Source organism: Stakelama portus (assembly GCF_003171655.1).
GTDB lineage: Bacteria > Pseudomonadota > Alphaproteobacteria > Sphingomonadales > Sphingomonadaceae > Sphingomonas > Sphingomonas portus.
The window spans coordinates 214,939-238,152 of record NZ_QFZL01000005.1; the positions used below are offsets into that span (position 1 = coordinate 214,939).

Here is a 23,214-nt window from a genome sequence, read left to right on the forward strand (position 1 = left end):
GAAAGGGCTGCCCGGCCGATGGATGTGACCTGGCTCGAGGACTTTCTGGCGCTGATCGATCATGGCGGCTTTTCGCGCGCCGCCGAAAGCCGGTCGGTCAGCCAGCCGAGCTTCAGCCGCCGGATCAAATCGCTCGAGGACTGGGTGGGCACGCCGCTGATCGACCGGCGCACGCATCGCATCGCGCTGACCGCAGCGGGAGAGAGTTTCCGGCTGATTGCCGAAGAGACGTTGCGTCGCCTGCAGCTTGGCCGCGAAGCCGCGCGCGCGGCGGCGAAATTCGATCACGAAACGCTGCGTTTCGCGTCGACGCACGTCCTGTCGCTGACATTCTTTCCCCGCTGGCTGCGCCGTCTGGAAGCAGAACAACCGGTCGAAGCCACGATCGCGCTCACCGCCGACCATATGGTCGCCTGTGAACGGCTGATGGTGGAAGGCAAGGCGCAGTTCCTGCTTTGCCACCATCATGAAGCCGCATCGACGCGCCTGAGTTCGGACTTCCGCTCGGTACAGCTCGGCCAGGACCGGCTGTTGCCGGTGGCAGCCCCCGCGCTCCTGCGCGAGAGCGATGTCGGGCAGGCACCGCAACTGGCCTTCACTGCAGAATCGGGGATGGGCCGCATTCTGGCATCCGCCTGGGAGCGTGAACATCGCCAGCCTCCCGCACAGCCCGCTTTCTCCTCGCATCTCGCAAGCGTGCTGACCGCGATGGCGCGGGACGGGCGCGGGATCGCCTGGACGGCCCTGAGCCTGGTGCAGGAAGATCTCGACGAAGGGCGGCTGGTTCGCGCCGGCGCCGAGGAAGAGGATGTCGAGATCGAGATACGGCTCTGGCGCCCCCGCGCCCGCCAGTCGATGGCCGCCGAAAGCTTCTGGTCGCGCATATTGGCCAGCACGCGCGAAGCCCACGACTGACCGCCGGGCGCGCATCAATTGATTGGATTTCCGCATTGGTCTCGCCGCTCGGCGCTCCCTATCCGGGGCGCAACGAATTACAGGGAGAGCATTTCGTGTCCGATCGGCGAGTGGTGGTCACCCAGCGTTTCTTCGACGACGCGACCATTTCCTATTTGCGCGACCATGGCTGCGACGTCGTCATCGCGGACCTGCCGGCGGGACAGGCCGATGGCGGGCTGAGCCACGATACGCTGGTCGGGATGCTGGCGGGGGCCGCAGGATGGATCGTCGGCCATGCGAAGGTCACGCGCGAGCTCCAACAGGCCCTGCCCGATCTGCGGATCATTTCGCGCCGGGGTGTCGGCTATGAACGCGTCGACCTCGATGCTGCCCGGGACCTGGGCAAGGTCGTGTGTATCGCCGCGGGCGGCAACGACGCGTCGGTCGCAGATCACACGCTCGCCCTGATGCTCGCAGTGGGGCACCGTTTTCGCGAAACCCAGGCGAAGATGATCGATGGTGACTTTTCGATCCTGATGGGGCGGGATCTGTTCGAAAGCACCGTCGGCATCATCGGCATGGGCCGGATCGGGCGCAGCGTCGCGCGGCGGCTGCAGGGATTTGATTGTCGCATTCTGGCGGTTACGCAAGGCGATCTGCCGTCGGATACGCCCGCAAATGTCGAAGTCACCGATCTCGATACGCTGGTACGGACGAGCGATTACATCACGATCCACGCCCCGCTGACATCCGAAACGCGCTTTCTGTTCGACGCCGCCCGGATCGCGCAGATGAAGCCGGGCAGCTTCCTCATCAATGCCGCACGCGGCGGGCTGGTCGACGACCGGGCGCTGCTCGCTGCGCTCAGGGACGGCACCATCGCGGGCGCGGGCCTCGACGTGTATGCCAGCGAAAGCGACCCCTCCTATCGCGACGTCACCGAACAGCTGGTGGCCCTTCCCAACGTGATCGCCACCCCGCATGCCGCCGCGTCGACGCAGGAAGGACTGGCGCGTACCAACATGGTCGCCGCGCGCAGCGTGGTAGCGGTTCTCGATGGCAAAGACCCCGCGCCCGAAACGGTCGTGGCCGACGGCCGGTCTCGCTAGGATCGGCGCCGTGCCGACTGTGGAGCCAGACGACGGGAACGAAGCGCCGGAAGGCCTGCTGCGCCGGATGTTCGACGCGGCAGTAGCGAGCGCGCAGCCCGCTCGATGTGTTCCCGCGGCGTTGCCGGCCCGGCCGAAGGGCCGCACCATCGTGATCGGCGCGGGCAAGGCCGCCGCCGCGATGGCACGCGCAGTCGAAACGCACTGGAACGGACCTGTCGAAGGGCTGGTTGTCACGCGACACGGCCATGGCGTCCCATGCGACCGGATCGCCGTGCGCGAGGCCGGACATCCGGTTCCGGATGCAGCAGGGGTCGCCGCGACGCAGGAGATGCTGGCGCTGCTCGACGGGCTGACCGAGCATGATCTGGTCCTGTGTCTGATCTCCGGCGGCGGTTCGGCGCTGCTCGCTGCACCCCCGCCGGGCGTTACGCTGGCGATGCTTCAGGACACCAATCGCGCGCTGCTCCGATCCGGCGCGACGATCGCGCAGATGAACTGCGTCCGCAAACATCTCTCGCTGGTCGCCGGGGGCCGGCTCGCCAAACGCGCTGCGCCGGCGCAGCTGGTGACGCTGGCGATATCCGACGTGCCGGGAGACGATCCCGCCATCATCGCTTCCGGACCGACCGTCGCCGACCCCACCACGCGCCACGATGCGCAGGCGATTATCCATATGTTCGGGCTGACGCCACCACCGGCCATCGTGGACTGGCTTGCCCGGCCCGAGAGCGAGACACCCAAGCCCGACGCGCTTCCCGCAACCGACTATCGCCTTGTCGCCAGTGCGCAAATGGCGCTCGATGCCGCCGCGGAGGTCGCGCGGAACGCAGGCTATACGCCGCTGATCCTGGGCAGTGCGATAGAAGGCGAGGCGCGCGAGGTCGCGATCGTTCATGCCGGCATCGCGCAACAGATACGCCGCCACGATCAGCCGGTCGCAGCCCCCTGTATCCTGTTGTCGGGCGGGGAAACCAGCGTCACGGTGCGCGGCGAGGGACGCGGCGGGCGCAACGGCGAGTTCCTGCTGGCGCTGGCACAGGCGCTGGACGGCGCGCCGGGCATCCATGCGCTGGCCGCCGATACCGACGGAATTGACGGCACCGAAGCAAATGCGGGCGCGGTGATCGGTCCCGAAACACTGGCGCTCGCCCAAGCGCGTGGTTTCCCCGCCGCCCGCGCGCTCGCAACAAGCGACTCATACGGCTTTTTCGAATCCGCCGACGCGCTGGTCGTGACCGGCCCCACCCACACCAACGTCAACGACTTCCGCGCGATCCTGATCGATGCCGCGGCGGACGAAAGGAAATGACCATGCGCCGATCCAACGCCCATCATATCGCCGTGATCGCCGGAGACGGCATCGGCAAGGAAGTCGTCCCCGAAGGACTGCGCGTGCTGGAAGCGGTGGCTTCGCGGTTCGATTGTGCGTTCGCGTTCGATCATTTCGATTTCGCCTCGTGCGACTATTACCAGCAGCATGGCACGATGATGCCCGATGACTGGAAGGCGCAGATCGGCGGGCATGACGCAATCTTCTTCGGCGCCGTCGGCTGGCCCGAAACGGTGCCCGATCACGTATCGCTATGGGAATCGCTGATCCAGTTCCGGCGCGAATTCGACCAATATGTCAATCTGCGCCCCGTCCGGCTGATGCCTGGCGTTCCCTCGCCGCTGGCCAATCGCGAGCCCGGCGAAATCGACTTTTACGTCGTGCGCGAAAATACCGAGGGCGAATACAGCTCGATCGGCGGCAAGATATTCCCCGACACCGATCGCGAAGTGGTGATGCAGGAAACGGTGATGACCCGCATCGGCGTCGATCGCGTGCTGCGCTATGCCTTCGACCTCGCCCAGCGGCGCGAGAAAAAACACCTGACCTCCGCCACCAAATCGAACGGCATTTCGATCACCATGCCCTATTGGGACGAGCGAGTGGAGGCGATGGCGAACCATTATCCCGACATCCGCTGGGACAAATATCACATCGACATCCTGACCGCGCATTTCGTGCAGCATCCCGACTGGTTCGACGTCGTGGTGGCATCCAACCTGTTCGGCGACATCCTTTCCGATCTCGGCCCGGCCTGTACCGGCACGATCGGCATCGCGCCGGCGGGGAACATCAATCCCGAACGTCGCTTTCCCTCATTGTTCGAACCGGTGCACGGGTCCGCGCCCGATATCGCCGGCCAGTATATCGCCAATCCGGTCGGGCAGATCTGGTCGGCGGCGCTGATGCTCGATCATCTCGGCGAAACCGCCGCCGCCGCCGCCGTGGTGCGAGCGATCGAGGAGGTGCTCGCCCGACCCGAATATCGCACGCGGGACCTGGGCGGCGCCGCGAACACCGCCGAATGCGGCAAGGCGATCGTCGACGCGCTCACCGGGTAAAGCGGCGCCAGGCTGAAGCGAGAGCAGGCGCCGCTCGCGCGAATTTTCGCAATCGTCGTTGAACGGCGCGGCGGGATCGCGCGCGCCGGGCGCCCAGTCGAGCAGCGGGCAGCCACCGGCGCGCGCGACAACTGCCGTCATTGCTTGTAGCTGGGGTCGATCCTGTCGAGCTTACGGCGCAACGCGGGCCAGGCGAGCTTTTCAACCGCCATCGCCATTTCAGTGCCCGAAACCTGGTCGCGGACCACGTCCGCGACTCCCGCCGGCGGTTCGTTGAGCGCGTCGCGTCCAGCGGCCAGCATCATCACCTGCGCTTCGCATGCACGCTCGAGGAAATACATGCGCATGAACCCCTGAGCGACGCTTGACCCCAGCGTCAGCGTGCCGTGATTGCGCAACAACATCGCGTTCTTCGTGCCCAGATCGGCGACCAGCCGCTCGCGCTCCTCAAGGTTCGTCGCGATACCTTCATAGTCGTGATAGGCGACATCATGACGCGCGATCATCGCCGACTGGGTGTGCGGCAGCAGGCCTTCCTTCATTGCCGAGACTGCCTGTCCATGCGGGGTATGCAGATGCAGCACCGCCATCGCGTCCTCGCGCGACATATGCACCGCCGAATGAATGGTGAAGCCCGCGGCATTCACCGGGGCGGGCGTATCGTCGACCTTGCGGCCCTCGACATCGATCTTGACCAGGCTCGACGCCGTGATCTCCTCGAACATGTGCGTATAGGGATTGATCAGGAAATGATGTTCGGGCCCGGGAATACGCGCCGACAAATGCGTGAAGATGAGGTCATCCCAGCCATAGAGCGCGACGAGGCGATAGGCGGCGGCAAGATCCTCGCGGACCGCCCACTCCGCGTCCGATACCCGCTCGCGAAGCGACGGTGCCGATTGCAGCATGCTGGCCATAATGTTTCTCCTGGTCCGAGTTGATGTCAGCCCGCGCGCAGCTCTTTTTTCGAAAGCTTGCCGATCAGCGTCTTGGGCAATTCGTCGCGCAGTTCGATTTCGCGCGGCATTTCGATCTTGCTGAGCCTGTCTTTCAGGAAGCCCCGCAGGCTCTCCGCTGTGGTTTCCGCGCCCTCGCGCAGTTTGACGAACGCCTTGGGCGCTTCGCCGCGATACGGGTCCGGCACGCCGATCACGGTTGCTTCCGCAACATCGGGATGCTCGTACAAGGCGTCTTCGATCACGCGGGGATAGACGTTGTAGCCTCCGCACAGGATCAGGTCCTTGATCCGGTCGACGAGGAACAAATAGCCGTCGCCGTCGAGATACCCGACGTCACCGGTACGCAGCAGGCCGTCGGACAACACCTCGGCGGTTTCGTCCGGCCGGTTCCAATAGCCCTTCATCACCTGAGGGCCGCGCACGCAGACCTCGCCGCTCGATCCGGCCTCCATCGGCCTATCGTCCTCGAGCGACCGGATTTCGATACCGGTGTCGGGATAGGCCGGCCCGGCGCTGCCGTCCTTTACCAGGCCGTTGATCGGGTTGCAGGTGACGATCGGCGAGGCTTCGGACAGGCCATATCCCTCGACCATCCGGCATCCTGTTCGCGCCTCGAACCGCGCGCGCACTTCGGGAGGCAGCGGCGCACCGCCGGATATACACATGCGCAGCTGGCCCATCGGCGGCAGCGCAGAATCGGGCAGGTCGTTCAGGGCGATGGTGATCGTCGGCACGACGAACAGCCGGTCGGGCCGCGTGCGCCGTATCGCCGCCAGGAACGGCTTCATTTCAAAGCGCGGCAGCAGCACGATGCAGGCCGCATCACGCACCGAATGATTGAGCACGGTCGTCAACGCGAACACGTGGAACATGGGCAGCACGCCCATCACGGTTTCGCGTCGGTCCGGGCATTCCGAATCGTGTTTCGCCGTTTGCAGGCAATTGGCGATCAAATTGCCATGAGTCAGCATCGCGCCCTTGGGAAGCCCCGTGGTGCCGCCGGTATATTGCAGCACCGCCACATCCTCCGGCCGATTGCGATGCGGAGGAGAATTGCCCTCATGCGCCGTCAGATCGTCGAACGCGACCATCCGCGATTGCGGCCAGGGCGGCGTGACGCGCAGCTTGCGCTTGAGAATACGATATGCGAGCGCCTTGACCGGCGGCAGCACGCGGTCGATCGGGCAGATGACGATATTCTGCAGCGTTTCGAGCGCCGCGGCCTTTTCGACGATGTCGGGCAGGTCGGGAACGAAGATCAGCTTTGCGCCCGCATCCGTCACGAGATGCGCCATTTCCCGCTCGGTATAGAGCGGATTGATGCTCGCGACGATTCCTCCGATCCGCAACACTGCGAAATAGGCAATGACGAAATAGGGCGTGTTGGGCAGGCAGAGACCGATCCGGTCGCCCGGCCTGACGCCCATTGCCAGCAGGCCGGCGGCGCAGCGAGCGGCAAGCCGATCGATTTCGGCATAGCTCCAGCGCCGCCCCATGAAATCGAGCGCCGGGCTGTCGGGATACCGGGTCGCCGCCGATTGCAGCAAGTCGCTCAGCGTCTGCGGCGGTGTTGGCGCCGCGCCCATCAGTCCAGTTCTACGTCGAGCACACGGACATATTGCTGGCCCGAATGCATGTCGCGCTCCTCTACGCCGCCCTGCGGCGTCGCGCGCGGATAGGAGATCTTGACCATGTCGAGGTCCGCGACCGGGATATGCTTCACGAGCGCCGGATCGGTGCCGTAAAGCCGCGCGAACAGATCGGGCGCGAGCGCAGGGCTGGCATGGTATTTCTCGAAATTCTCCGGCCCGTCGAAAAAGAAGTCGAACGTCACCCAATAGGGGCCGGCGTTTTTCGAGCGGACGTGGCGACAGACGTCGCGAACCTTAGCCATTGACTGCCTCCTGCATCGTGCCCTGCTCGGTTTCGGATAGGTCGATCCATTCGGTGCGGATCAGTTCGCGCCAGTCGTCGACTTCGACGACGTGGTTGAGCTTGAATTCGTACACGCGTCCGCGCGGGACATCCGCCGGCGTGAAGGCGAAGCCGTAGGACGGCAGTTCCTTGTCCATCACCGCGGGATAGTGAAAGAAATAGGGGTTGCAGGCATGCGCGATGCTGTTCGCGATTTCCTGCGTGTCGGCGGTCGCGACAAACATCATGCAGATCTCGGGCGGCGGCGCAGTCCCGGCGGGCACCGGCTGACCGGTAACGCCGTTCCAGCCATACATGCGGAGCGAAATGTGGAACTCGCCCAGTTCCTCCGCCGGAATGGCGCTGCGCGTGCGCTGGTTCAGCACCTTCAGCATCCGGTCGTGAAATCCTTCGATGTCGTTCAGGACGTCGGGATCCTGAATGCCGACCAGCATCAGTGTCTGATACTTCCCCCCGCCGGCGCCTTCGAGTTTCATCGTATAGGGGCGCTTTTCCCATTCGGAGCCGGTGACGCGCACCGTGCGCCGGTCGCACTGCTCGTAATGCGCCCTGGTGACGTCGAGCACCCCGCCCGGTTCGATCAGGCGGAACGGGTCGGTATTTTCGTACAGCATGTGCGCAGAAACGCTGTGGGGCGTACAGAAATTGGTCTCGCTCAGCGGCTCGACTTCGAAGCCGTCCGCCTTCACCGTCAGCAGCACGCCCGAGCTTTCGCGCTCCTCGGTGCACTGCGCGCCGCATTCGCCGGTCTTGCCCGCGTGCCAGGCGGGGCCCCAAGGCGCGCCCTTCCAGATCGGATAGGCCGCCAGCACGGCCGTGTCGGTCGAACGGCCGCCCAGAATGATGTCGGCGCCAGCCTCCAGTGCGGCAACATAGGGCTCAACTCCCATCGCCGCGACGATGTGGTCGCAGGCGTCGATGGTGGCGTCATCGAGCGGGCCGAGGGGCGGCAGCGGCTTGACCCGACCATCACCGTTCAGGCGTTTGAGGACCGCCTTGTCCTGTTCGCATCGCAGCAGCGCGATCTTCGGCGCGATACCCAGCTCGCCGGCCAATTCGAGCACGATGTCGCGCGTCCAGTCGAGATTGAGGTCGCCGCCTGCCTGCCCCGCCGTGCCGATGATGATCGGAACGCCGTGCTCAGCCTGCGCCTGCATCAGGATGCGCAGATCGCGCTTCACCGCGCCGCGGTTATTCTTGGACTTGCCGGTGGCAAGATAGGCAGCGCCGCTGTCGGTCGATCCCGCGTCGGACGCGATCGCATCAACGCCTCGCGCCATGCCATAGGCGACTTCGTCTTCGCGCACGCCTGCACCCAGCGACCCGGTCGGCACCAGAACCTTTACGCCGTCGGCAAATCGACTGTCCATTTCCACTCCCATTCAAAACAACTGTCGGAGTGCCGGATGCGGCCTGCGATCCGCATCCGGCACCGCGCGTCAATAATTCCAGCTCAGTGTCGCGCCGTAGGTCCGGGGCGGATTGAACGCGCCGAAGTTCGCTCCAAGGAACACGCCCTGGAACACGCGCGTGCGCTCGTCGGTCAGGTTCTTGCCCCAGATCGAGAAAGTGAAGTGATCGGCGATATTGTCGATCACGATCCGCGCATCGACGAAATTGGTCGGATCGCGGAACTCCGGCGGCTCGTTGCTGGCATCGTCGTAGATGAAGCTGGTGTAGCGATAATCGCCCGCCAGCGTCACATCCGGACCACCCGGCAGATAGAAGGTGTAGGACGGCGACACCGTGACCATGTGCCTGGGCGCCCGAGTTACGCGGTTCCCCGAATAATCGTCGCCCGCTTCGATATAATCGTCATATTTGGCGTCGGTATAGGCATAGGCGACGGAGAGATTGAACCCGTCGAACAGGCGGGCATCGAGCTGCGTCTCATAGCCCTTGATGGTCGCCTTGCCGGCGTTCGACGCGATCTGGAGCCCGTTGACCAGCTGGATCGTCTGCAGGTCGGTATAATCCAGCCAGTAGAGCGTGTTGTTCCAGATCAGCCGGCCGTTGAGGAAGGTGCTTTTCTGACCGACCTCATACTGGATCGCACTCTCCGGCTCGAACGGCGTCGATGCGGCAACGGCATCGCCCGGCGTATCCTGGAAGCCGCCGCTCTTGAAGCCTTTCGACACCGAGGCATAGAACATGTGGTCGCGGGCGGGCCGGAACTCGACGCCGCCGCGCCAGGTGACGGCATCGAAACTCGCCTCGTTGGTCACATCGAAGAATTCGGTGCCGCGCAAGGGCGCCTGGCTACGCGTGTTGGCTACGCGCACCGTCTTGTCGTCGCGGGTGTAGCGGACGCCACCGAATATCTTGAACTGGTCGGTCAGCGGGATCGTCGCATCGGCGAACACGGCGACGCTGTCCAGTTGCGCGTCCTGATCATAGAGTTCGGTCAGCGGGATGGGCGCGACCAGCCGCGTGTCGAGCACGAAGCTGTTGGTCCGCGCTACGTCCTGATAATAATGATAGAAGCCGACGACCCAGGTCAGCGGGCTGTCCGGCAGCGACGACAGTCGCAGTTCCTGGCTGGACAGTTCGGATTTTTCGGAATCGCCGCCGCTGATGTTGATCCCGTTATAGCCCGGCGACGTCGGATCGGCATTGCCGCCATCGACGTCATAGAAATTGCGATAGTCGAGATTCCGGTAGGAACCGAGGAATGTCAGCGTCGCGAACGGGAAGTCGTAGGACAGTTCGCTACGCACGCCAAAGGTGTCGCGATCCTGATAGCCCGGGATCGAGCCATAGGTCGTGTCGGGATTGAAATTCGGCGTGTAGAAGTTCGACCGCGGATCGCTGGTATCCAGCTCGAGGACATGGTTCGCCGGGCCCAGTGCGCGGTCGCGCGTACCATCGAGCGTGAAAAGGAAACGGAAATTGTCCGACGGTTCGCCATAGATCTGGAAGCGTCCGGTCAAGGTGTCCTGATCGTCGACCCGCGTGCCGAGATAGGGGTTCGATTCATAGCCGTCATGGCTGCGATACGCCCCGCTGATCCGAACCGCGCCGCTATTGTGCGCGAACGGCACGTTGATCATCGCCGCGCCGTCGATGCGGTCGAAATTGCCATAGGTGAATTCCGCCGCAGCATCGAACCGGTCGATATCGGGCTTTTTGGTAATGACGTTGATCGCGCCGCCGACGACGTTCCGTCCGAACAGCGTCCCCTGCGGGCCCTTCAGCACTTCGATGCGCTCGACATCGAATGCGTCAAAGGCAATGGCCGACGGACGGCCCATATAGATATCGTCGACGAACACGGCCGAACTGGGATCGCCCGCCGCGCCGCGGTCCGACGAACCGATACCGCGGATATAAAGGCGCGGCTGCGACGTCGGGAAATTATCGAATGTCAGGCCCGGTGTCCGGGTTGCGACATCGTCGATCTGCTGGATGCGCGCCTGGGCGATTTGCTCGGCGCTGAACACCGTCACGGTGACCGGCACATCCTGCAGATTCTCGCTGCGACGCTGCGCCGTGACGACGATCATATTTCCCTGCTGCTCGGACTGCTCGGCGTCGGCGGCCTGTTCTGCGGTCTGCCCGGCACCTGCCGTATCGACCTCCTGGGCCTGAGCGGAGCATGTCCACAGCAATCCCACAACGGCCACCCCCGAAAGCATGCAGCCCTTTGCCTTCCCTCTCATATTCCCACTCCCGTGCTTTTTGTTTGTTCTGGCCGCCTCTAAAATAGAATTGGATGCAATTTGTCAACGAGGTGCATCCCGTTCAGTCGGGACAGATTCCGCGAAAGGAACATAATCGCGGGCACATGCGCATCGCGCATCAATTGATGTTGCAGAGATCAGCGCTATTCAGCGATTTTTGGGCGTTCCAGACGCATTCTGCGCTCGCCATATCCGACCCGTTCCGGCGTTTCAGGCGCCGCGTCGATAGCCCGCGCCGTGGCCGAACCGCAGGGACGGAGATAGTCCGGGCATCAAACTATACGGAAAATCACGCCACACCCCGTCTGGCGTTTCGCATTATTTCCGGCTAATTGGATTCAATATGCTATTGATCGGATACGAACCTGAAACCCAGCTATCGGCGCGTGGCTATGGCCATCAGGCGATGCCGCGACTTCTGTACATGGTCTAGCATGGCCGCCTCCGCCTGTTCCGCATCCTCCGCCGCGATCGCATCCAGTATCTTCTGATGATCGCCTTGCGACTCGATAATATGATTCGGCACGCTTTCCGGAATCGCGCGGAAACGCTGGGGCACATAGCGCGCAATCGCCGGGCACAGTCGGGCGATGTCGCCGAATACCGGATAGATCACGGTCATGCGGATCGCGTTGCGGATCGCACCGTTGCGCGAAACGCGGACGATCAGCGAATGAAAGTCGCGATTATGTTCGTACCATTCGCGTTCGATTGCTTCGGACCAGTCGCCGCGCTGAACGATCGCAGCGCCCTGGCGCACCGCAGCACTCAATCGCTCGAATTCCTCGGGCGCCCAGCCATAGTCCACCGAAAGCCCGCACCCCTTGGCTTCAAGCACCGCGCGCGCGTCAATTGCATCGAGCACGTCGCGCAACTGGATATCGCGCACGGCATAGCCGCGATTGACGTGATAGGCGGCCAGCCCCTCGGCGGTCAGTACGGCAAGCGCACTGCGGACCGGCGTTCGCGAAACGCCCAGTTCCTTGGCAATCGTCTCGGCCGTAAGCCGCGTGCCGGCAGGCATTTTTCCGGTCACGATCAGTTCGCGCACGCGCGTGAGGACCGTAAGCGTCGCGGGCTCGGCCCGTTGGCCGGCATCGTCTGCGCCGAAGTGAGTGGTTTCGCGTATCGCCATGGTCGTCGGCTGTTAGCATCGGAATTCGGTGCTGCGAATGCCCCAATTGCATCCATTGTGCGCACCCGACGCGCAACTCCAACGATATAATGAACGGGAGAGCAGATTCGTGAACCTTGCCCTGCTGGGCTTCGCAACGATTGCGGCCTTCATCACTCTCATCATGACCAAGCGGTTGTCGGCGATCGTCGCACTGATCGCGATACCGATCATCGCCGGCCTGCTCGTCCCGGGACGGCCGGATCTTGGCGGCATGATCGTCGAGGGCATTTTGCAGGTCGCACCGATAGCGCTGCTCCTTTCGTTCGCCATCCTGTTCTTCGGCATCATGATGGACGCGGGACTGTTCGATCCCCTCGTCCGGCGCATTCTGCACCTGGTGGGCAATGATCCGCTGCGCATCGCGATCGGCACGGCTGCGCTGTCGGCGCTGGTCTCGGTTGACGGTGACGGCACGACGACGGCGCTGATCGTCATCACGGCGCTGCTGCCGGTCTATCGATCGATCGGCATGAACCCGCTGATCCTCGCCACGCTGCTCGGCAGCACCAACGCGATCATGAACTTCGTGCCCTGGGGTGGTCCGGCAGCAAGAGCCGCCGCCGCACTGAAGATTGATCTGCTTTCGGATCTCTTCCTCCCGCTGCTGCCGGCTATGGCCGCCGGGCTGCTCGCCGCCTTCGGCCTGGCCTGGTGGTTCGGGGTCACCGAGCGCCGGCGGCTCGGCTGGCAGCCTGCGCAGATGCAGCACGGCGCCGCGGTCGAGCATGAAACGCCACCCGAGCGGCGGCCGCACCTGTTCTGGCCGAATCTCTTGCTCACGCTTGCACTGATGGCGGCCATGTTCACCGGCATCGCCTCGCTTCCGGTGCTGATGATGGGCGCCTTCGCCATCGCGGTGACGCTCAACTATCCCAGCCTCCAGGTCCAGCGCGAACGAATCAACGCGCACGCCAATAATGTGGTGATGGTCGCGCTGCTGATCTTCGCCGCCGGGTCGCTCACCGGCATCATGGAAGGCACCGGAATGCTTGATGCGATGGCGCAGGCTCTGGTCCGCGGCATCCCCGATGCGATGGGCCCGTATCTGGCGCCGGTAACGGCGGTACTCAGCCTGCCGATCACCTTCCTCATGTCCAACGACGCCTATTATTTCGGCATCGTGCCGGTGCTGGCGGAGGCCGCGACGAATTTCGGCATCCCGCCCGAAGCGATCGGTCGCGCGTCGATGATGGGACAACCGATCCACCAGCTCAGCCCGCTGCTGGCACCGGTCTATCTCGCCTGCGGCCTGCTGGGCGTCGAAGTCGCCGATGTTCAGCGCTTCGCGCTCAAATATGCCGCGCTGATTTCGCTGGTACTCACGCTCGGGGCGATACTGACCGGAGCCATCCCGCTGGCGGTCTCGTGACGCACGGCGCGGCGCCGGAATCGACCGAGGATTTCGTCACTGCCAATCTGAAACGCAATTACACGGCGCATTTCCTGGACGGCATGTTGAGCTTTGCCGGTTTCCGGTTGATCTCCACGCCCACCTTCACCCCGGCCTATCTGTTCCTGCTGACCGGATCGAAGGCGCTGGTCGGGGTCGGCAGTTCGCTGCTCCAGGCGGGGATGATGCTCTCGCCTATGCTGATTGCCGCGGCCCTCTCGCATCGCAGTCTGGTGCTGCCTGCGGCACTGCGCGTCGGCCTGTTCATGCGGCTGATGATCCTTGCGCTCGCGCTGACCGGCTGGATGCTCGACGGACAATCGGCGATCGCGGCAACCTTCCTCGTTCTGTTCCTGCTGGGCATTGGCACCGGCGGCCAGCGCGTGGCGTTCAACCTGTTGTTGAGCAAGGTGATCCCGATCCGCCGCCGGGGGCGGCTGCAGGGTTGGCGCAACTTTGTCGGCGGGCTGATCGCGGCGGGCATGTCCTATCTGGCGGGCGCATGGCTGATCGAAGGCAATTTTCTCGGCAATGGCTATGCCAGCGTCTTCCTCCTGACCTTTCTGCTGAGTTGCGCCGGGTTGCTCGCGATCGGGCTGGTGATGCGCGAACCGCGCGACTCGGCAGTAGCGCCGCGCCAACCGCTGTTCGCGCATATCGCCACCTTTCCCCGACACCTCGCCGATCGCGACTTCCGCGCGTTTCTGATCGCCCAGTCGACCTGCACGCTCGCCCGCGCCGCCGCGCCTTTCTACATCCTGTTCGCGGGCAGCAAGATCGGCCTCGACGGCCATGCGGTGGGCAGTCTCGCTTTGTGCTTCATGGCGGCCGACACGGTGTCCAATCTGCTTTGGGGTCGGATAGGCGACAGAGCCGGATACCGCCTTACCTATATGCTGGCGGTCGCGCTGTGGATCGCATCGACGCTGGTGCTGATGCTGATGCCTTCCGCCTTCGGCATGGCGCTTGCCTTTTGCGGGCTGGGCGCATCGATTTCGGGGTATCTCATGAGCCAGCAGACGATGGTGCTCGAATTCGGCGCGCGGGAGGATGTCGCGATGCGGCTGGGCCTTACCAATACGCTGGATGGCGTCGTGTCGGCGATCGGGCCGCTATTCGGCGGGTTGGTCGCGGCGCTTTTCGGCTATGATCCGCTGTTCATCGGGTCGATCGTGATGCTGTCCGTCACGCTGATGCTGCTGCTCCGGCTGCGCGATCCCCGGACGATCGCCTGACAGGCGCGTACCGATGTCCGTCATGGCGGACGGCACCCGATGGCAAGCGCAGGGGCCTGTCATCGGCCTGTTATAATCCCGGCTATGGTGCGCCGCTGATGGAGCGGGAAACATGGTGCGCGCTGACGAGCCGGCGAAGGTGCGAACAGGGCGTGCGCCACCCGGATTCCTTCCCCTGGCGATCACCGAATTCTGGGAGCGTTTCGCGCTTGCCGGCGTAAAATCATTCCTGATCCTCACACTCATCGACGATGTTCTGGCAACCGATCGCGGCAGCGTGCTGGGCCTGTCGGGAATCGGGCGCCTGCTCGGAGGCTGGTTCGGGCCGCTGACGACAGCCGGGCTCGCCTCTCAGATCTATGGAATCACCAACGCGCTGCTATATCTGGCAGTGCCACTCGGCGGCCTGTTCGGCGACTATCTCGGCAAACGGCAATATGGCGTCCATCTCGGCGCGCTGACCATGATCGCCGGGCTGACGGCCATGTTCACGCGCACGTTGTTCCTGCCCGGACTGATGGTGTTCGCGCTGGGCGCCGGCACGCTGAAGGGCAATCTTTCGGTCGTCGTCGGCGCGCTGTTTACCGATGATGGCGCGCGGCGGCGCGGCTTTGCCGTCTATCTGGGCTTTCTGAATGCCGGAGTGATTTGCGGCCCCCTGGTCTGCGGCGCGCTCACGGTATTCGGCGGCTGGCGCTGGGGCATCGCGGCGGCGGCGGTGGCGGTGGCGGCGGGACTTGCCTGCGCACTGACCGCCACCCGCCTCCGCGCGGCAACTGGCGATTCTGCCGGATTCACGTCCCTCGCCCGCACCCGAAGCCCGACAGGCCATCGCGCAAACCTGCCGCTGCTGCTCCTCATGTTGCTCTCGGTGTTTCTCGCCTTTGGTGCCTATGAGCAGGTCGGCAACATGTTCCTCGTCTGGACGCGCGACCAGGTGGACCTGCGCATTGCCGGGTGGCAGATTCCGCTACCATGGCTTCTCTCGATCGATGGCTTGTTCACGCTGGCGCTGATCCCGCTGGTGCAAGTTGCGCTGCGGGCGCTGGCGCGACGGGGATTGGCGATCGACGATATCGGCCAGATGACACTCGGTTGCGGCAGCTGTGCGCTCGGCAATCTCGTGCTCGCGTTCGGCGCGTGGGTGCAGCCCGGAGCGCTCCCTTCGATATATCCGCTCGCCTATCTGCTGTGCGTCGACCTTGCGATCGTGTTGGTCTGGCCGGCCGGATTGAGCGTGGTGACGCGATCCGCGCCCGCACGACTGGTCGGCTTCTGGGTCGGGCTTTTCTATCTGCACGGCTTTTTCGCCAATCTCTGGGTCGGCTTCAGCGGCGCCTGGTACGAAGCGATGCCGCACGCCGATTTCTGGCTGATGCACGCGGCGATCGCCGCCGCCGGAGCCGCAGTCGCCTTGCTTGCCCGCGCGCTTCCCGGGCGACCGGCCCGGCTGCGTCAGGAGGCGATCACCACTTCCGCATGAGCGAAGCCTTCGGCAAATTCCGCGTCGAGCGGCTTGTCGGTCACCAATATGTCGACATCGCTTAGCGCCGCCGTTCGCATCAGGCCAAAGCGCCCGAACTTCGAGGAATCGGCGCCGAGCAGCACCCGTTCGGACGTTGCATAGGCGATCCGGCTCATCGCCGCCTCGCCGGGATGATAGTCCATCAGCCCGGTCTCCGCACAGATCGCGCCGACCGATAGAATTGCGAGATGCGGTGAGAATTGGGCGACATAGGCCTGCGCCACATGATCGGAAAAGGCGCGATAATCATAGCTCATCTGCCCCCCGGCGAGGAACAGCTGATTGTTGTTGATCCCGCCAAGATCGGAAGCAACCTGCAGCGAATTGGTGATCACCGTAAGCGCGCGCCGCTCGACCAGCTGTTTCGCGACATAACAGGAGGTCGTGCCCGAATCGATGAAGATGATCGCCCCGTCGTTGACGTATTCCGCCGCTGCGCGAGCGATCCGCAGCTTGGCCTCGGCATTTTCCTCCATCCGCTGTGTCAGCGGCCCTTCGAACGTCGAGGTGGCCAGCCGTGCACCGCCATGTTCGCGAATGATCGTGCCCTGCTCCTCCAGCGCGCGCAGTTCGCGGCGGATCGTTTCGTCGGATACGTTGAGTTCGGCGGCGAGCCCCGTCACCGACAGAGCCAGCCCGCCGCGCAGCCGCGCGACGATTTCGCGCTGGCGCTCCGATCGCTTCAGTATGATGCTTCTCCCCCAGGGTTTTTCGCCGCGCCATCAGCGTGCCGCCGCTTGCGGAAAGGGTCAATCATCGCCCTTCCGGTCAAACAAACGGGGCCGGCCATGCGACCGACCCCGATGGTTGCAGACCTCAGAAGCCGAGACGAAGCTGGACCCGCGCATAGCGCGGCGTCTGATAGGCGACCGGCGTGCGGTATAGCGAATTGGGCGATCCGTTCCCCTGTTCCCCGAACTCGTTATACGCAGTGACTGCCTTCGCATTGAGCAGGTTGAACACGTCGAAACGCACCGACGCGTCGATCCCCCAGCGCGCAGGCAGGCGCAGCGTGGCGCTTACGTCGATCTTGGCCAGCCAGTCGCCGGTAAAGGCGCTGCCACGCGGGATCACTTCGCCGCCGCAATAATAGCTGTAGCCGCCATAGCCATGCGCGACTTCGTCCACCGCCGAAGGCACGACACCGATACAGCTGTAATGCTGCGGCGACTGGATCAGCAGGTTGGCGCCGAAATCGAGGAATTCCAGAGGGCGATAGCTGCCATAGAGCTTGAGCGTGTGGCGGCGATCGTTGGGCAGATAACCATAGGCGCCGTTGGTGAAGCCGGGCGAATCGAAATCGGCGGAACGGTTGACCGACAGCTGGCCGTTCTCGGACCGGACACCCCCCTCATAATTGCCCTTGTCCATCGCCCAGGTGTAGGAGCCCGAAAGCCCCCACACGCCGTCGAATGCGCGATCGAAGGTCAGCGTCACTGCATTATAGTTACGCTGGGGCTTGGGGTAGCCGAGATCCTTCGCCAGCAGCGTCGCGGTTTCGCGCGTGCCATCGGGCATGGTGATGTCGATCACGACATCGCGGCCCGGATTGGCGATCGGCCAGAGGCCCGCCCCGCCGAAATGGCTGTTGCACACGGTTTCGGCATAGCCCTGCCGCACGCAATAGGCGCGAAGGCCCGCACCGGTCGAAATATCCTCGATCGCGTTACGCAGTTCGCGATGCGTGTAATAAAGGCCGACACGCATGCCGTTGCCGATCTGACGCTCGCCGCCCAGGACGAATTCGTTCACCGATTGCGGCTTCAGATCATGGTCGAGCGCGCTCGAATAGTCCGAAATGCTGCCGTCGCGGCTGACGACGCAATTGGCGACGCCGGTATCGGGACAGGCACTGAATCCGACGCCGCCCAGGATCGGATCACCGGCGATCGGGGTACCGTTGGTCGCGTCGGTGCCGTTGAACAGATTGTAGCGCGTATAGGTCACCACGCCGCCGGCGACGGCAAGGTTGAGGTCGCCCGCCATCGGCAGATAATATTTGCCGAAATAGCCATACACCTTCGTACTGCGATCGCCGAACAGATCGAACGATGCGCCCAGACGCGGCGCCCACAGATTGCCCGATTCATAATAGGACCGGCCGTCGACGCCCTGATTGCTGAAGCGATCGTTGCGCAGGCCGAGCTGCAGCGTCAGCCGGTCGTTCATCAGCGACCAGTCATCTTCGATATAATAGGCTTCGTTCTTTACCGTGGTTTCGCCGTTATTGGCGTAAACGCGAGTCGTGTAATATTCGGTGCCTTCGGCAATCCCCAGATCGGTGACGTCCGAGGCGGAGGCGGCGAAGATCTTGTAGAATCCGTTGCCGATCGTCTCGTGAATCTGATTCGACTGATCCGTCTCGTGATCATAGCCGACGCGCAGATGGTGCGAGCCGAACAGCTCGAAATTGAAATCCACGTCGGCGCGATAGAATTCGCGCTCGTCATCGGTCTGGCCATAGGCGTCGGTAATTTTGTTGAGGCCGATGTCCGTACCCGCATCGTTGGTGCGATAATCGAGCACGCGTTCGTTGGTGATGTCGAGCGGCAGCGTGCCGTCACGCAGCCTGTTCTTGCCATAGGCCGCCGATACGGTGAGCCACGGAGTGAAGGTGCCGGTATAGCGACCGACGAAATTCTCGCCCCCCGCGCGGCCGTTGGTGCCGCCGGTTTCCGCGCCGATCGCGCCGGTCGCCCGGTCATAATCCACGCTGCGCGTATGGGTGTCGTTGCTGCTGTCGAAATAGGTGAATTCGAGATGCTGGCTGTCGGTAAGATAGCCGTCGACCTTCACGCCCCAGAAGGGGCTGGAATTGCGAACGCGGGTGCCGTTGTCCTGATCCGCGTCGGGCATGAAGCTTTCATATTCGCGGATATTGTACAGGCCATAGACGAACAGATGGTCGCGAATGACCGGGCCGCTCGCTTCGAATACCACATCGTGGCGTGACTGGGTGGCGTTGCGGTTGTTCGCGGTCGCCGTGTCGGGCGAGGTCGAGCGCAGCCCTTCGAACTCGATCGATCCCATCACCCCCGCATGATATTCGTTCGAACCCGATTTGGTGACCGCATTGATCACGCCGCCGGTCGCCCGGCCGAATTCGGCGGGCATGCCGCCGGTCTTCACTTCGACGGTTTCGTAGAAATCATACGGCACTTCGACCGGCGTCAGGCCCATACGGAAATTGGTGATGTTCAGACCGTTCACGAAATAGGCGTTTTCGGTGAAGGCCGCGCCGCTGATCGTGATCTGATTGGCGAATCCGCTGTTCGCACCTGAGGAACCGCGCGTCACGCCCGGCGACAGCAACGCGACGTCGAGCAGCGAGCGGGCCACCGGCACGCGCTTGTCGATCTCGGCCAGGTCGATCACCGATCCGGTGGCGGTATCGTTGAAATCGGTGGTCGCAACGCGCGAACCGCGCACGACGATCTCGTCGCCGGCAGTTTCCGCGCCGGCCGCGCCCCGGACCAGACGGAAGCTGTTGCCCGCGCCGTTGCCGGCGGTCAGCTGCACGCGCATTTCGCGATAGGCGGCGAATCCGGGCGCAGTGACGTGAAAATCATAGGCGCCCGGCGTGAGTTGCGCGAAGCTGTAGCTGCCCGCATCGTTGGTGGTGACCGAGCGCGAGACGCCGCGATCCGACGACGTGATCGTCACTGTCGCGCCGACGATCGGCGCGCCATCCTCGGCAGTCACGCGGCCCGAAGCAGTGATGTTGGTATAATCCTGCGCATGCGCCGACGGAGCGACCAGCGCAGCGGCCGGAATGGCCGCGCCCAGCAACATGGCACGGATCAGCGCGGCAGGCCGCGCGGCTCGCGAGAAACTCGTCACGATAAAACCCCCTGAGATTGGAATGCGCCTTGGATCGGCGAAGCCCGAGTCGCCGGATCGGCATGTTCCGGCTAGGCGGCGCCTCTAGGAATGGCGCGTTGAGCTTTTGTGACATTCAGTCACCAAAACAACATTATTTCCAAAATTCGAGGAATGCGGTGGATTGTCATATGCGCGCAACATGTCGTCGCCAGCGCGTCATCAGCGCCCCTGTTTCGACCCGGAGCAAGGTGTACTGAAACGAATAATGCACAGATTTACGCTGTTCCGTCACGAAACGGCCGATTCGGAGGGGCACAATCCTCCAACATCGCCGCCGACAGCCAACTGTGGATTTGATGTTGATTTATGACGGCGAGGTCGAACCTGCAGCCTTTGCCCGACGAAAGGACGCATGCCCGATGAAAAGCCGCCTATCGCATGCCTTGCTGCTGACGCTTACCATCGTCGCCACGCTGGCGGCGCGATCGGCGCTCGCACAAGCGGGATCGTCGCGCGACACGCCCTGGTTCGCTTCGATCGAAGTCGTGCGCGACGCGCGCGCCGATGCGCAAGGCGCCACCGGCACAGTGTTCGACGATGCCAATCGCAACGGGCGGCTCGACCCCGGCGAACAGGGCATTGCCGGAGTCAGGGTTTCCAACGGGCGCGAGATCGCGACAACCGACGCGGAGGGACGATACCTGCTTCCGGTACGTGCCGACATGAACCTGTTCGTGATTCAGCCGAGCGGATGGCGCGTGCCCACCGACCGCAACTTCGTTCCCCAATTCGCCTATGTCCACAAGCCGGGCGGATCGCCCAAGCCGATGCGCTTCGGCGGATTGCCCGACACCGGGCCGCTGCCCGCTGCAGTCAATTTCCCGCTCGCCCCCAGCGCCATCGGCAGCAATTTCAACTGTGCCGTGCTCGGCGATGTCCAGGTCTATTCGGGTGACGAGATCGGCTATGCGCGCGATTCGATCGTCCGCGAACTGACCGATCGCGAAGGCCCCGCGCCCGCGTGCATCTTCGCGCTCGGCGATCTGGTCGGCGACGATCTTGGCCTGCTGCCCCGCCTTGAAACGGTGCTCGGCGCACTGCACGTCCCGCAATGGTGGGTGCAGGGCAATCACGATTATGATTCGGATGCCGATCGCGACGCCGACAGTTCCGACACCTGGCGGCGCGAATGGGGGCCCGAAACCTATGCCTTCGAAATCGGCGACACGCTGTTCATCGGGCTCGACAATGTCGTCTATCCGTGCGGCGAGACCGATAATCGCAACGGCGACCGCGCCTTTTGTGCCGAGGACCCGCGCAAGACCTATAATGGCCGCTTCACCGACGATCAGATGGCGTTCCTGGCCAATCTGATTGCCGCGACCGACCCGGACAAGCTGATCGTGCTGGGCCATCACATCCCGCTGGTCGGTTTCGACAATCGCGAAACCTGGGCGCATCAGACCGACAATGCCGCCCAACTCTATGCACTGCTCAGGGGCCGCAAGGCGCTCGACCTTTCGGGGCACAGCCACACGCTCGAAAATCTCGCACCGGGGGACAGCTATGCGGGCTGGCGCGAAATGGTCGGCGTCGACACGATCCCGTTCCGCCATGTCGTCGCTGGTGCCGTGGCGGGCGACTGGTGGGGTGGCGATTTCGACGTAGCCGGCATTCCGATGAGCCTACAGGGCGACGGATCGCCGCGCGGCTATCTCGACATGCGCATAACCGGCACCGATTATGCGCTCGATTATCGCGCGACCGGCCAGCCACAGGACAAGGCGATGTGGCTGTCGGTCAATATGCCCGCATTTCGCGACTGGGCTCAGGCGCTGCTCGCCTGGCGAGAGGCCGATCGCGATACGCGCGATCCGGTGCCACCGTTCAGTGCGCAGGACCTGCCCGATGTCGGCCTGCTGACGCCCGATGATCTCGCACGCGGCAGCTGGATCACTGCCAATGTCTGGCTCGGTGACAGCGGGACCAGCGTAACGATCGCACTCGACGACGGCGCGCCGGTGGCGATGGAACACACACAACAGGCGCGAGGCGAGGAAAGCCATATCGGCGTCGACCATGCCGATCCCTTCGCGCTGCAGCGCCAGCTGAGCGTCGCGCGAACTGCGTTCGAAAGCCGTTCGGGAGACGCGCAGGCGCAGGGCTTTATCCAGGGGCGGCAGGACCGCCATCCCCCCGCCGCGCCACAGCCACAGGGGTCTGCAGCCGATCACAGCTCGCATCTCTGGCGCTTCCGCCTGCCCGCCACGCTGGCGCCGGGGGTTCATGTCGCAACGGTGCGGGTACAGCGTCAGCAAGGATCATCGGCACAGGAAAGCCTGATTTTCGAGATACGGCCTGAACGCCCCCCGCGCACGTTCCGCTTCGACGTCTGGAATGCCTTCGAAGACGGACCGCGCGTGCCCGAGTTACAGCGCCCCGTAGATTGATATTGCTGGATAATCTGCTCGGGCGACGGCAGGGCGTTTTCAGCGACGGCGCTTTTTCCCGTGCTAACTCAACACTCAACAACCCATCAGACGGCGCGTCTTTTATCTCGCTGTAAATTTTTCCACACCCCCTCCGACGCCCCAATGTCTCCATCGAACAGCAGCTAAAGAGGGAAGAGTTCCAAGCGCTTAGCGCCGATCCGGCATCATAATGGCACCACGAGCCTCCCCCACGGCGCCACCTATCTCCCTAAAAAACGATGTGCAGACAACGGCTTAGCAGTGGCCAGGAGCCACTGCCTTTATCTTGCTTTCGCTCCCTACCGCCCCAAGACCTGGCCCACCCACCGGCAACAAGTCAGTCTACTTGCGATAATTTCTCCACATCCTCCCAGTTTGCTGCGCGACCGATCTCCTGCATGTAGCTTTCGAAGTTGCTGCCCTCTTCGTCCGAAACCGGTTCGCCGGGGCGCCATACGGAATCGCATTCAAAGCACATCTTGAAAGCGACGTTTGACGTGACCCCCGCTTTTTCCTCCAGTTGGAGCTAGAGTCCGACCCGACGAAGGGACGGACGGATGAAGCGGAAGCAGTTTTCGGAAGAGCAGATCATCGGCATTTTGAAGGAAGCCGAGGCGGGC

The 23,214-nt window shown here is 63.6% G+C and carries 16 protein-coding genes; 8 read left to right on the forward strand and 8 right to left on the reverse strand.

The genetic code is table 11. From position 1 onward, the window contains the following. Window positions 1–18: 18 nt before the first annotated feature. The 4 genes from DKB74_RS15100 to DKB74_RS15115 all read left to right on the forward strand — a co-directional run bounded on the left by DKB74_RS15100 (window position 19) and on the right by DKB74_RS15115 (window position 4,400). Window positions 19–915, forward strand: coding sequence for a LysR family transcriptional regulator (locus tag DKB74_RS15100; protein WP_109809005.1), 897 nt, complete (start codon window positions 19–21; stop codon window positions 913–915). 95 nt (window positions 916–1,010) lie between these two features. Further along, window positions 1,011–2,006, forward strand: a complete 996-nt coding sequence (locus DKB74_RS15105) for a phosphoglycerate dehydrogenase (protein WP_109809040.1) — start codon at window positions 1,011–1,013, stop codon at window positions 2,004–2,006. A 10-nt stretch (window positions 2,007–2,016) separates the two neighbouring features. Continuing rightward, entirely contained in the window at window positions 2,017–3,318 is a 1,302-nt protein-coding gene (locus DKB74_RS15110; protein ID WP_239987544.1) for a glycerate kinase type-2 family protein, read from the forward strand. Between the two features lie 2 nt (window positions 3,319–3,320). After that, on the forward strand, window positions 3,321–4,400 hold the full coding sequence (locus DKB74_RS15115; RefSeq protein ID WP_109809007.1) for a tartrate dehydrogenase: 1,080 nt from the start codon (window positions 3,321–3,323) through the stop codon (window positions 4,398–4,400). 137 nt (window positions 4,401–4,537) lie between these two features. On the opposite strand, the gene DKB74_RS15120 is transcribed toward DKB74_RS15115, so the two are convergent. From DKB74_RS15120 to DKB74_RS15150, 6 genes are all read right to left on the reverse strand, one after another. Beyond that, on the reverse strand, window positions 4,538–5,317 hold the full coding sequence (locus DKB74_RS15120) for a class II aldolase/adducin family protein (protein WP_109809008.1): 780 nt from the start codon (window positions 5,315–5,317) through the stop codon (window positions 4,538–4,540). A 26-nt stretch (window positions 5,318–5,343) separates the two neighbouring features. After that, window positions 5,344–6,945 (reverse strand): long-chain-fatty-acid--CoA ligase, encoded by a 1,602-nt coding sequence (locus tag DKB74_RS15125; RefSeq protein WP_109809009.1) that lies wholly within the window; start codon window positions 6,943–6,945, stop codon window positions 5,344–5,346. Then, window positions 6,945–7,253 carry a DUF4387 domain-containing protein gene (locus tag DKB74_RS15130; protein WP_109809010.1) on the reverse strand — a complete coding sequence of 103 codons (309 nt, stop codon included), beginning with the start codon at window positions 7,251–7,253 and terminating at the stop codon, window positions 6,945–6,947. The genes DKB74_RS15125 and DKB74_RS15130 overlap by 1 nt, the downstream gene beginning before the upstream one ends. Next, a complete protein-coding gene (locus DKB74_RS15135) occupies window positions 7,246–8,664 on the reverse strand; it encodes an acyclic terpene utilization AtuA family protein (RefSeq protein ID WP_109809011.1) in 1,419 nt (472 codons plus the stop codon). The genes DKB74_RS15130 and DKB74_RS15135 overlap by 8 nt, the downstream gene beginning before the upstream one ends. A gap of 69 nt (window positions 8,665–8,733) precedes the next feature. Continuing rightward, window positions 8,734–10,953 (reverse strand): TonB-dependent receptor, encoded by a 2,220-nt coding sequence (locus tag DKB74_RS15140; RefSeq protein ID WP_205007885.1) that lies wholly within the window; start codon window positions 10,951–10,953, stop codon window positions 8,734–8,736. A 397-nt stretch (window positions 10,954–11,350) separates the two neighbouring features. Further along, a complete protein-coding gene (locus DKB74_RS15150; protein WP_109809014.1) occupies window positions 11,351–12,109 on the reverse strand; it encodes a GntR family transcriptional regulator in 759 nt (252 codons plus the stop codon). A gap of 109 nt (window positions 12,110–12,218) precedes the next feature. On the opposite strand from DKB74_RS15150, the gene DKB74_RS15155 reads away from it, so the two are divergent. The 3 genes from DKB74_RS15155 (at window position 12,219) to DKB74_RS15165 (ending at window position 16,259) form a co-directional block, all read left to right on the forward strand. Continuing rightward, window positions 12,219–13,520, forward strand: coding sequence for a CitMHS family transporter (locus tag DKB74_RS15155; RefSeq protein ID WP_239987545.1), 1,302 nt, complete (start codon window positions 12,219–12,221; stop codon window positions 13,518–13,520). Continuing rightward, window positions 13,517–14,776: an MFS transporter gene (locus DKB74_RS15160; protein WP_239987546.1), complete on the forward strand. Its 1,260-nt coding sequence runs from the start codon at window positions 13,517–13,519 to the stop codon at window positions 14,774–14,776. Before DKB74_RS15155 ends, DKB74_RS15160 begins: the two co-directional genes overlap by 4 nt. A gap of 112 nt (window positions 14,777–14,888) precedes the next feature. Continuing rightward, the gene (locus tag DKB74_RS15165; RefSeq protein ID WP_109809016.1) at window positions 14,889–16,259 is read left to right on the forward strand and encodes a POT-type proton-dependent oligopeptide transporter; all 1,371 of its coding nucleotides are present in this window, start codon (window positions 14,889–14,891) and stop codon (window positions 16,257–16,259) included. On the opposite strand, the gene DKB74_RS15170 is transcribed toward DKB74_RS15165, so the two are convergent. Both DKB74_RS15170 and DKB74_RS15175 read right to left on the reverse strand, forming a co-directional pair. After that, window positions 16,232–16,993, reverse strand: coding sequence for a DeoR/GlpR family DNA-binding transcription regulator (locus tag DKB74_RS15170; RefSeq protein ID WP_205007889.1), 762 nt, complete (start codon window positions 16,991–16,993; stop codon window positions 16,232–16,234). The two genes, DKB74_RS15165 and DKB74_RS15170, sit on opposite strands and share 28 nt — an antisense overlap. Window positions 16,994–17,117: 124 nt before the next feature. After that, window positions 17,118–20,141, reverse strand: coding sequence for a TonB-dependent receptor (locus DKB74_RS15175; protein WP_239987548.1), 3,024 nt, complete (start codon window positions 20,139–20,141; stop codon window positions 17,118–17,120). Between the two features lie 401 nt (window positions 20,142–20,542). Here DKB74_RS15175 and DKB74_RS15180 point away from each other — a divergent pair, with 401 nt between their 5' ends. Beyond that, entirely contained in the window at window positions 20,543–22,573 is a 2,031-nt protein-coding gene (locus tag DKB74_RS15180) for a calcineurin-like phosphoesterase C-terminal domain-containing protein (protein ID WP_109809043.1), read from the forward strand. Window positions 22,574–23,214: the final 641 nt, after the last annotated feature.

Excerpts from the sequence above, each read along its gene's own strand:
- DKB74_RS15180 (WP_109809043.1), top strand. The coding sequence starts at position 20,543 with ATGAAAAGCCGCCTATCGCATGCCTTGCTGCTGACGCTTACCATCGTC.
- DKB74_RS15115 (WP_109809007.1), top strand. The coding sequence starts at position 3,321 with ATGCGCCGATCCAACGCCCATCATATCGCCGTGATCGCCGGAGACGGC.
- DKB74_RS15165 (WP_109809016.1), top strand. The coding sequence starts at position 14,889 with ATGGTGCGCGCTGACGAGCCGGCGAAGGTGCGAACAGGGCGTGCGCCA.
- DKB74_RS15140 (WP_205007885.1), bottom strand. The coding sequence starts at position 10,953 with ATGAGAGGGAAGGCAAAGGGCTGCATGCTTTCGGGGGTGGCCGTTGTG.
- DKB74_RS15100 (WP_109809005.1), top strand. The coding sequence starts at position 19 with ATGGATGTGACCTGGCTCGAGGACTTTCTGGCGCTGATCGATCATGGC.
- DKB74_RS15120 (WP_109809008.1), bottom strand. The coding sequence starts at position 5,317 with ATGGCCAGCATGCTGCAATCGGCACCGTCGCTTCGCGAGCGGGTATCG.
- DKB74_RS15130 (WP_109809010.1), bottom strand. The coding sequence starts at position 7,253 with ATGGCTAAGGTTCGCGACGTCTGTCGCCACGTCCGCTCGAAAAACGCC.
- DKB74_RS15150 (WP_109809014.1), bottom strand. The coding sequence starts at position 12,109 with ATGGCGATACGCGAAACCACTCACTTCGGCGCAGACGATGCCGGCCAA.
- DKB74_RS15125 (WP_109809009.1), bottom strand. The coding sequence starts at position 6,945 with ATGGGCGCGGCGCCAACACCGCCGCAGACGCTGAGCGACTTGCTGCAA.
- DKB74_RS15135 (WP_109809011.1), bottom strand. The coding sequence starts at position 8,664 with ATGGACAGTCGATTTGCCGACGGCGTAAAGGTTCTGGTGCCGACCGGG.